Below are 8573 nucleotides of genomic sequence, written 5' to 3'. Positions count from 1 at the left end.
TCGGCCGAGGCGATGACGGTGGGCGTGGCGAAGACCGTGGCGTCCGACACCCGCGCCAGCGTCGCCTGGAAGGTCGAGCGCTCGGCGTCGACCAGACGGGCGAACTGCTTGGGCATGCTCTCCCGCGATGCCGGCCACAGCCGCGTCCCCGTCCCGCCGCCCAAAACTACCGGATAAACAGACGCAGGACGTTCATACATACCTTCAAATCCTCAAAAACGCAGCAAATTTCTAGAATCTTGATGTTGTAGTCGATTACACTTCACCGAACTAGATCTTCAGAAATATGAGTGCAACTCGTCGTTCGCTGGCCTTCGTTGGAAGTCGCCCTGCCTTTGAGAGCCGCTTTAATAAAATGGCCTATCTCTTCTGAGAAGCGATCAACGCCGAATTCGGCCGCGCGACGCACGAGTCGATCCGGATCCGGCATCATCGCTTCGCACCTGCGCACAGCATCGATCAGCGCCGCGGAAGATTGCTCATAGAAGAAGCTGCCAGTCACACCGTCAATGACCGTTTCTGTGACGCCACCTTTGCCATAAGCAATAACTGGACGCCCGCTTGCCATGGCCTCCAAGGGAACGATACCGAAATCTTCCTCCCCTGGGAAAATCAAGGCACGGCACCGGGCGTAATGATGCTTTAGAACCTTGAAGGGCTGCGGACCGAGAATCGTCACGTGAGGCCCAGCCATGCCGCGGAGTTCCCGGAGCATCTCGCCGCCGCCGATCACGACGAGAGGCTTGCGCATTTGGTTGAACGCCTCGACGGCCAATTCCGGTCGCTTATAGCGAACGAGTTCGCCGACCATCAGGTGGAATTCGCCAATCTCCTCTGCGGGAACCCTCTCGAAAGCCGCCGTGTCAACCGGGGGGTGAATGACTGTTGCCGGGCGGTGATAGTATGCCTCAATCCGCCGAGCCACGGTTGCCGAATTGGCGACAAATTCGTGAACACGGCCTGCAGAAATTGCATCCCAGTTTCTGACATAGTGAGCTAGAGCCGGCATCAACATGCGCGTGAGTGGACCCGATCGGTCGCGGTAATCATGATACATGTTCCATATGTATCGCATCGGAGAGTGGCAGTAACAAATATGCAGCGCGTCAGACGGCGGTATAATTCCCTTCGCGGGACCCGATTCGCTGCTTATAATTAAGTCATACCCACGCAGGTCCAGTTGCTCCAGCGCCATAGGCATCAAGGGCAAGTAAGACTTATATTTAGTGGTAGCGCGAGGCAATTTGCCTATGAATGAAGTTTGAACTCGATGAGCATTGATCGTTGGTGATATGGCGCCCGGGGCGTATGCGTGCGTAAAGATATCGGCGTTTGGGTATAGATTGCAGAGGGCTTCGACAACTTTTTCCCCACCTCGCATTCCGACCAGCCAATAATGTATAATCGCAACCCTCATTAAACGCATTCCTTCAAATGAATTGCTTCCCTCAATGGCGCTTGCACATTCCCAGCACGGACCGGATAAACCGAATCCGGGAAACAGTCCCTTTCAGATATACAAATCCTGGCTTGCATCTTACTAGGAGTTCAGACCACAGGTTTGATCGGCTAGAGGCAGACGGCTTTACAGGCAGCTATACGACCATGGCTGGAAATTTCCCACCTCTCTAAACTGCGGGCAGTCCTCCCGATAGGGCAAAATCGCGTTGTTCGCGGTCCAAGGCAGTCGGCGAGCGGAGCTCCGCGCAGCGCCTTTTGGCCCGAGCAACCCGCAAGTAGTCGCCGAGCCGCCCCCACCGACGGCATATCTGTCGCGAACCGGGGCTGAACCTATGGATTTCCTCTTGATCGCTGCGATCAATTGGTTCTGATAGCGCCTCTAACGCCGGCGCGCTGGCATGTTTTCGCGCAAGTGAAATTGAGCTATCGAGGCACAATGCAGGTGCAATGGGCAGCGGTGTCGACCTGTGTAGACGTGATTGGGCACGACGGACTTGAAAGGGGCAGCCTTTCAACCTCCCCGACTTGCGCCAAAATACCTTACTGCGGCGACACATCCGCAGATACTCAGCGTGGGCGAACGGCCCCACCTGCACTGCGAGTTCGACAATCATTGAACAGGGGCCCAGTCCACGGACTTACGTCGCTGTCGCGCGCAGGAACTGCCTTCGGTGGCCCTACCGCCCAGAAGGACCGGGTCTGCTGGAGAGAACGCACGTGCTCTGCAACGCTGTTCGACGAGGTCAGTCCAGAAGGCAACTGCCCTATCTCCCCCATCAGGTACGCTTAGCACACGGCCGTTAGCCGGGTCCTGGGGATACCGCAACGGATCTTGCTGAATGACGTCGCCCTATCTCCCAGGCAGAATGGTTCCATCGCAGTCGGCGCGGCACACTTCTTCCACCGCTGGTATCGCTCGCAGACGTTCGAATCAAAGAAATGCAGGAACAGCACAATGGAACCGAGACACGGGTTCGCCATGAACGGACGTTTTCTCACTCAGGATCTCACCGGCGTTCAGAGATACGCCTGGAACGTCGCGCGACATCTAAACGATACACTTGACAGGTTGAATGCCTCGGCACCAATCCTCGCGCCGGTCCGCGCTGCCGATCCGCAACTGTCGCGGATGCCGCTTGTTCAATTCGGCCGCATCGGCGGGCACAGATGGGAGCAATTCGCGCTCCCCACCCGGTGGCATGGGAATCTGCTCAACCTATGCAACACAGCTCCAGCTATCAAGACCAAGCAGGTCGTCTGCATTCACGACGCGAATATTTTTATCAGACCTGAGAGTTACAGCGCGCCTTTCCGAGCCTATTATCGGTTCATCCAAGCCGTTATAGCTCGGAGATCAACCAAGATAACCAGTGTCTCATCGTATTCAGCGACACAGATCGCCAACCATCTTCCGCTGACAGCTTCCCAGATCGTCGTACTTCCCAATGGCCACGAGCACGCGCTTGATTGGGAACCTCAACTCGCCCAGTCCGCTCCCTCTATCGTGAGCGGCCGACGCAGCGGTGGAGAGCGCCCGTTCGCACTAGTCCTAGGATCGCGCGCGCCTCACAAGAACCTCCGGCTCATCATGGACATTGCTCCGCGGCTCGGCCAAGACGGCATAGATGTCATTGTTGCCGGCGGTTCTGCCAAAATATACTCGCATGACGCTGTAACGGGCGGTGAGAACGTTCTGTTCACCGGCCGGATCGACGACAACGATCTAGCTTTCCTGTTAGATCATGCGCTGTGCTTGTTGTTCCCCTCTTGGACGGAGGGATTTGGGCTCCCGATAGTCGAAGCGATGGCGAGAGGCTGCCCTGTTATTTCCTCAGATAGAGCGAGCATGCCAGAGGTCTGCGGAGACGCGGCTTTGTTAGCTGCACCCGACGATCCTGCGATCTGGGTAAGGCATATCGACTCGCTTCGGCGCTCCCTGCATCTGAGGGAGGAGCTGATCGGAGCTGGCAGGCAGAGAGTAAATCAATTTTCGTGGAAAACGACTGCCCAGGCTTACGCGGATTTGATGTCGGGGTGAACCCCATCAACGTGCGATTCTTACGTTGGCAAGCTTGGCATGAATAGTCAGCACCCCGTGCAAATAGGCTTGGCGTCCGCACGGCCCTTTTTTTCCAACCGACTCATTGCTGCTTCGCGATTATATGACTGCGCGACCACGTACCGCAGGGCCTTACCTTCTGTCGGTGCAGACACACTGGCGGTACTGGTCAGATCAGTGGTCTCGACAGATGCCTTTGCGCCAAGAGAGCGAACGGCAAGAGCTGGAGGCAGAGCAAGCTCAGCGGGTTTCAGCGGCGTCCAGGCCGCGCGCGCTCTAACGGACGCCCGAAGCACCGCGCCTGGATCTACCAACGTGCCGGCCGGACCGACTGTCGATCCCCAAAATTGCCCTGGCGCCACGACTGGGAGCATAGATCCATTGAATCCATCGAGCTGCAGCGAGGATGAAGCGACCGCAGTGTCATCCGGCAAGGACGTGTACGTCGTCGGCACGTTCAGCAGGTGCGAGCAGCCGCCCATCAGCAAGCACACTGCCACGCAGATTCCTATCCGCTTCACGGTGCTGTCTGCCTCTCTAAGAAGAGCTGCGGCCTCGCCACGTGAGGGCACAGCGGTGAGCAACTGTCTAGCTTCGTCGGTATACTACGCAGGATAGTTAATGCAAGGCAAGCTGAGGCGCTTCGGCAACAGCATCGACTGGAGACGGTGCTGTCCAATCAACGCGCCGCGCCGGATCCGCAAAACGTGAACGTGCACGACCTCCCGCTTAAGAGACACAAGGACGGAACCGAGAAGCGGCGTTCAAGGGTCAAGGTGGAGATAACAATGGGCATTCCGCGCTAGGCGAGATCCTATCCATCCACTGGCCGAGTGGGATGGCCATCTTTTCAGATCGGCTAAGATCGCGGCGGAGCACGGCGAGCGTGTGCAAGCCGCCTTCGCGCTAATCCGCTGAAAATGGACAGCGATCTAGCCCGATCGGCACCGGAACCTAACGAGGCCGTAAACCACACCTTTCCGCAGCTCAAGGCTGCTAAAATTGTGTGCGCTGCACGCGTTAAAAATAGCCGGCCCGATGCAGCCTTAGGCTGCACCCGCCAACGTTGCTACGCATTTTATACCGACTACGTGGATCAGGGCACAGCGCCGCCGGACGGAAGCGCCATAATGACAACAACTTCTGGGATTTTAACCACATCTAGTCTGTTTTTTTGAAACGCCCTAGTTTCCAGAAGCGGGGCGTGCTCTACCTAACAGGCAGCTTAAGAACTTATTAACCACCCCGTTATTGACTTTCGACCGCACCGCCATTGCGAAGAAGAGATCATGAAGCAGGCAGACGTTTACCATGACCTCGGCGGCCATATCGCAATGCAGCAGGCGCTGAATGCTGGCGGCCTTGCTCAGGTGATCGGGCAAGCGCCGGGGCATTTAATCGAGGTCGCGGATGTGGCCGTCGAAAAGATTGTGCCTGAGGCACCGTTCGTCGTTCGCAAGCTGCGGTTTGACTGGGCGGCCAAGCGAGGACTGGATGTCAGCGTGGCGGTGACCGCGCTGTTCCTGCTCCTGCCGCTGCTCCTGCTCATCGCCTTCATGATCTGGGCGACGGACCGCAAGGCGCCGATCTTCCGTCATATGCGTATCGGCCGCGGTGGGCAGCGCTTCGGCTGCCTGAAGTTCCGATCGATGGTCACGGATGGCGACGACGTGCTCGCCGCGCATTTGGCGGCCAACCCGTTGGCCCAGGCCGAGTGGGCGGCGACCCACAAGCTCACCGACGACCCGCGTATCACGCCGATTGGGCAGGTGCTGCGCAAAACCTCCCTCGACGAGCTGCCGCAGCTCTGGAACGTGCTTCGCGGCGAGATGAGCTTGGTCGGCCCGCGCCCGATTGTTCAGGCAGAGATCCCCCGCTACGGCCACGCGTTCGCCACCTGCTTCGCCGTGCCGCCGGGCGTTACCGGGCTGTGGCAGGTCTCGGGGCGCTCCGACACGACCTATGCTGAACGTGTGGCCCTGGACCTCGACTACGCCACGCGCTGGAGCCTGCGCCGCGATCTTCTCATCATGCTGCGCACCATCCCGGCTGTCCTCGAACAACGCGGAAGCAAGTGACCGCTCGGGTTGGGGAGGGCCGAGTCATGCATGACGATAACCCGCTTTGGTACGACTATGTCGAGCCCGACGAAGCTCCCAGCCCAGCGCTGCTGGCCAGCGCCAACCTCGTCAACGTAGCCCTAAATGGTGCGAGGGTCATAGTTCGCGTGTACGTGCTTCCAGATCGAATCTGGTGCCGAGCCGCCGATCTTTTGGTGCGGCGCGGGATGATCAGGGCACGGCGGCCCTGAAACGCTCAGAACGCATCACGCAACTGTCCCGCTGCTTTCGTACCGGGATTGCCGTCCTCAGGAGACCAGAAAGTGCCCGGTTTGATCGGGCTATGAACCTGTAGAAGCAGACAGGAGCCCGTTGCGCGATAAGGACGGATGTAACTGTCGTGCGTCGGCTAGCCAAACGAGAAGCTCACGGAGCAGACCCTCACAACCATGAGGCCGGAGGCGCGCACGGAGTCGCGTTTCGAGGTTCGCGCGAACGTCTCGGCCATGCCGTTAGCCGGCATGTGACCTACGGTACCGTTACACCTCCTTTATTGCCCTCGGAGAGAAGGGATATGATAAGGTCGTCTGGAGCCTGGGGTAACAGAAAAATGACGCTGCAAGCAGGCTGCCGGAGAGCACTCCGTTGATACGCATAGCGACTGCGCCTGCAGATCGACGTCCCGAAACCGAAGAAGTTGATCGACCGATGGCAAATGACGACACCTTGACGAAGGCGCTCGCCAACGTGAGGCAGCAGCGCGGGTCCCTCGAGGCTGAGTTTGAGCGGATCAGCGCCGAGCTGACGAAGCTCCGTCTCGCCGAGCGGTCGCTCGCATCGATCGTGGAAGGCACGCCTATAGTCGAGCCTACCGAGGATCAGCCGAAGCGGCGCCGCGCGTTTGCAAGCGACGATCAACCTCGTGGGACCCGCGGTCCCCGTGGGCCGCGCGCCAATTCCGCCAAAGGACGCTTGAAGGCGCTTCTAGAGAACGCCGGACCTGAGGGTTTGACGCATGCTCAAATCACGGAACGCCTCACGGACGTAGCCGCCAATACCCTCGCCACGTACCTGAGCGTGATGTCCAGCAGCGGCGAACTTGAGCGCCACGGCGACACTTACCACTCCGGCACTCCTGCTGCGACCCCTGCCGCCAACCATACCTCAGATGATGAAGACGAGGGCGACGGCGAGAACGACCACGATTTCGGCGGTAAGGCTGAGGCGGCCGAGTAAGGCTGATTATTCTTCTGTCGCTCTCGAACGAGGCATCGATCGCGCCCGTGGGCCCGCGAGGGCTCTGCGGACGCAAGGGCCTGTAGCTCAACGGTTAGAGCCGACCGCTCATAACGGTCTGGTTGCAGGTTCGAGTCCTGCCGGGCCCACCAATCTCTGCGCCCCGAAGACGTTGCTGACATCAGGTCAGCAGCCGACACAGACGCGAGGATCCCACTTCGGGAGTGGCTCCAGCGGCGGCAAAGATTTCAACGTCCGGGTGGGTGCGGCAGTTACGCTCATTTTGGGGAGGACGACCGAAGCGGTGCTATCCTCCAGTCCGGACTTCTTATTCGGATTGCCGATGGATGCCCCTAGCGCGATCTCAACCGTTTCAGACTGAGCTATGCTGCTAGTATTCTCTGGATCGGACGCCTCTGCGGCATTCAGGCTCAGCGAAACGGCGAAGGCTGCGATAGCGAGGCGGGCGGTGTTCATGTCTTTGCTCCGCCGGCACAATGCGGCGCTAAGGCTCGGGTTCGACTATGGAAGGCATACGGCCAACGCTCCTACCAAGTCCCTACAATCCGGGTATTAAGCGAGATTCAGAATCGGGTCTTTTGGCAATTCCGGCGCGGGCTGCCTATGCCGCGACGACGCAGGTACGGAGCGAATCAAATTTAGCACTGGCGCATGTCGCCCGTTTCAGGCGGCTGATCTGTCCCGCGACGGGGCTCGTCAAGCAGAGTAGAGCAAGCGCATTCCGGGCCGCGGCACGATCTCGCAATGCCGCGCAAGTAGCCCGCGCAATGGTCAGCTCGGTAGCACTTCTGCCGTCAACCGAGTGTAGTAAACTTCCGAACTCGCAGCAAAGTCGACGATGCCATCGATATCGGCCATTGACATTATAACACCTACACAGATTAGGTATTTTAGCATTTTTGCAAGAATCAATACAAATAATTCGGCGCGTTCGTGATAGACCGGCCTAGGTCTGCCGCCAACGATAGATATCCGGACCACCTCGACCAAGGTAGCTTAGAAGCGGCCGTTCTGGCACGTAAAAAATTACTTGAATTTCAAGTGATCGACGCTGACGCTCAGCCTGAGGAATTGCGCTAGATAATCATTTGCGTAACACTGCTTTAGATGATGGTAGTCGAGGGTGCCGGATCTACCTGGGCAACGGGCTGAGTTGTTTTCTCGACAGGTCTGTACCCGTTTAAGTGTTGAAAATCCTTGACCGGCTGCGGAGCGGGAAGCCGCGCAACAGCTGCATCATGCGCCGACGATATCTGAGGAGTGAGCTTCCGAGGCACCGCCTCGCCGTTTCGGTCCAGCGGCAGTTTTGGGCGCAAGTGCTGGAGCACGTCTTTGGCTACCTGCAGCTTGTAATGATTGTGCTCAGCTACAACGAGCCGCCGCTGTTCGGCTTCTACTTCTCGAGTTCGTGCTTCACGGGCCTGGTTCTGCAGTTCCAATGAAACGACGGCTAAACTGCTTGAAGCCTGTGAAAGGATATCACTAGTTTTCAATGTCGGTCGCGATATAGAAATATAAAAGCAGTTTAATAATAAAAATCCGATCGCTGCAAATAAAATCGTGTCAAAGGAACGGCCAGAAACAACCCATAATGCTATCAAAACAGCAGCAGAAAGGGCCGAAAAACCCAGCAAAACGGTGCGCAGTATTTTCATATGCCAGCCACCATCAACTTATTTCTCGGGCATAGACAGCCTGTTGGCGACCCGGCTTTGAGTCAATTAGCGGTATAGATG

7 protein-coding genes and 1 tRNA gene are annotated in these 8573 nt (G+C 57.9%); 4 read left to right on the top strand and 4 right to left on the bottom strand.

The window, feature by feature from the left end; all coding sequences use genetic code 11:
* Together C4T42_RS29035 and C4T42_RS29030 are read right to left on the bottom strand one after the other, a co-directional pair.
* On the bottom strand, positions 1-200 hold a 200-nt coding region (locus C4T42_RS29035), incomplete at its 3' end, for a sugar phosphate nucleotidyltransferase (protein WP_244603309.1).
* Positions 201-262: 62 nt separating this feature from the next.
* Positions 263-1417, bottom strand: a complete 1155-nt coding sequence (locus C4T42_RS29030; RefSeq protein ID WP_103986361.1) for a glycosyltransferase — start codon at positions 1415-1417, stop codon at positions 263-265.
* A gap of 876 nt (positions 1418-2293) precedes the next feature.
* On the opposite strand from C4T42_RS29030, the gene C4T42_RS29025 reads away from it, so the two are divergent.
* The 4 genes from C4T42_RS29025 to C4T42_RS29010 all read left to right on the top strand — a co-directional run bounded on the left by C4T42_RS29025 (position 2294) and on the right by C4T42_RS29010 (position 6968).
* Positions 2294-3499, top strand: a complete 1206-nt coding sequence (locus C4T42_RS29025) for a glycosyltransferase family 1 protein (RefSeq protein WP_146074069.1) — start codon at positions 2294-2296, stop codon at positions 3497-3499.
* Positions 3500-4809: 1310 nt separating this feature from the next.
* Entirely contained in the window at positions 4810-5598 is a 789-nt protein-coding gene (locus C4T42_RS29020; RefSeq protein ID WP_244603308.1) for a sugar transferase, read from the top strand.
* Between the two features lie 690 nt (positions 5599-6288).
* The gene (locus C4T42_RS29015; RefSeq protein WP_103986359.1) at positions 6289-6816 is read left to right on the top strand and encodes a hypothetical protein; all 528 of its coding nucleotides are present in this window, start codon (positions 6289-6291) and stop codon (positions 6814-6816) included.
* A 76-nt stretch (positions 6817-6892) separates the two neighbouring features.
* Positions 6893-6968, top strand: a tRNA-Ile gene (locus C4T42_RS29010).
* Positions 6969-7002: 34 nt separating this feature from the next.
* Here the strand turns inward: C4T42_RS29010 and C4T42_RS31695 are convergent.
* Complete coding sequence (locus tag C4T42_RS31695) at positions 7003-7293, bottom strand: hypothetical protein (protein WP_146074068.1); 291 nt, start codon at positions 7291-7293, stop codon at positions 7003-7005.
* A gap of 647 nt (positions 7294-7940) precedes the next feature.
* Entirely contained in the window at positions 7941-8492 is a 552-nt protein-coding gene (locus C4T42_RS31690; protein WP_146074067.1) for a hypothetical protein, read from the bottom strand.
* Positions 8493-8573: the final 81 nt, after the last annotated feature.

Source organism: Methylobacterium sp. 190mf, from assembly GCF_900107945.1.
Taxonomy (GTDB): Bacteria; Pseudomonadota; Alphaproteobacteria; order Rhizobiales; family Beijerinckiaceae; genus Methylobacterium.
Note: the sequence above shows the minus strand (reverse complement) of the source record. Positions and strands in the feature narration are given on the sequence as shown.

Bases quoted from the DNA above. Each gene is read 5' to 3' on its own strand.
- C4T42_RS29020 (WP_244603308.1), top strand. From the start codon at position 4,810: ATGAAGCAGGCAGACGTTTACCATGACCTCGGCGGCCATATCGCAATG.
- C4T42_RS31695 (WP_146074068.1), bottom strand. From the start codon at position 7,293: ATGAACACCGCCCGCCTCGCTATCGCAGCCTTCGCCGTTTCGCTGAGC.
- C4T42_RS29030 (WP_103986361.1), bottom strand. From the start codon at position 1,417: ATGAGGGTTGCGATTATACATTATTGGCTGGTCGGAATGCGAGGTGGG.
- C4T42_RS29015 (WP_103986359.1), top strand. From the start codon at position 6,289: ATGGCAAATGACGACACCTTGACGAAGGCGCTCGCCAACGTGAGGCAG.
- C4T42_RS31690 (WP_146074067.1), bottom strand. From the start codon at position 8,492: ATGAAAATACTGCGCACCGTTTTGCTGGGTTTTTCGGCCCTTTCTGCT.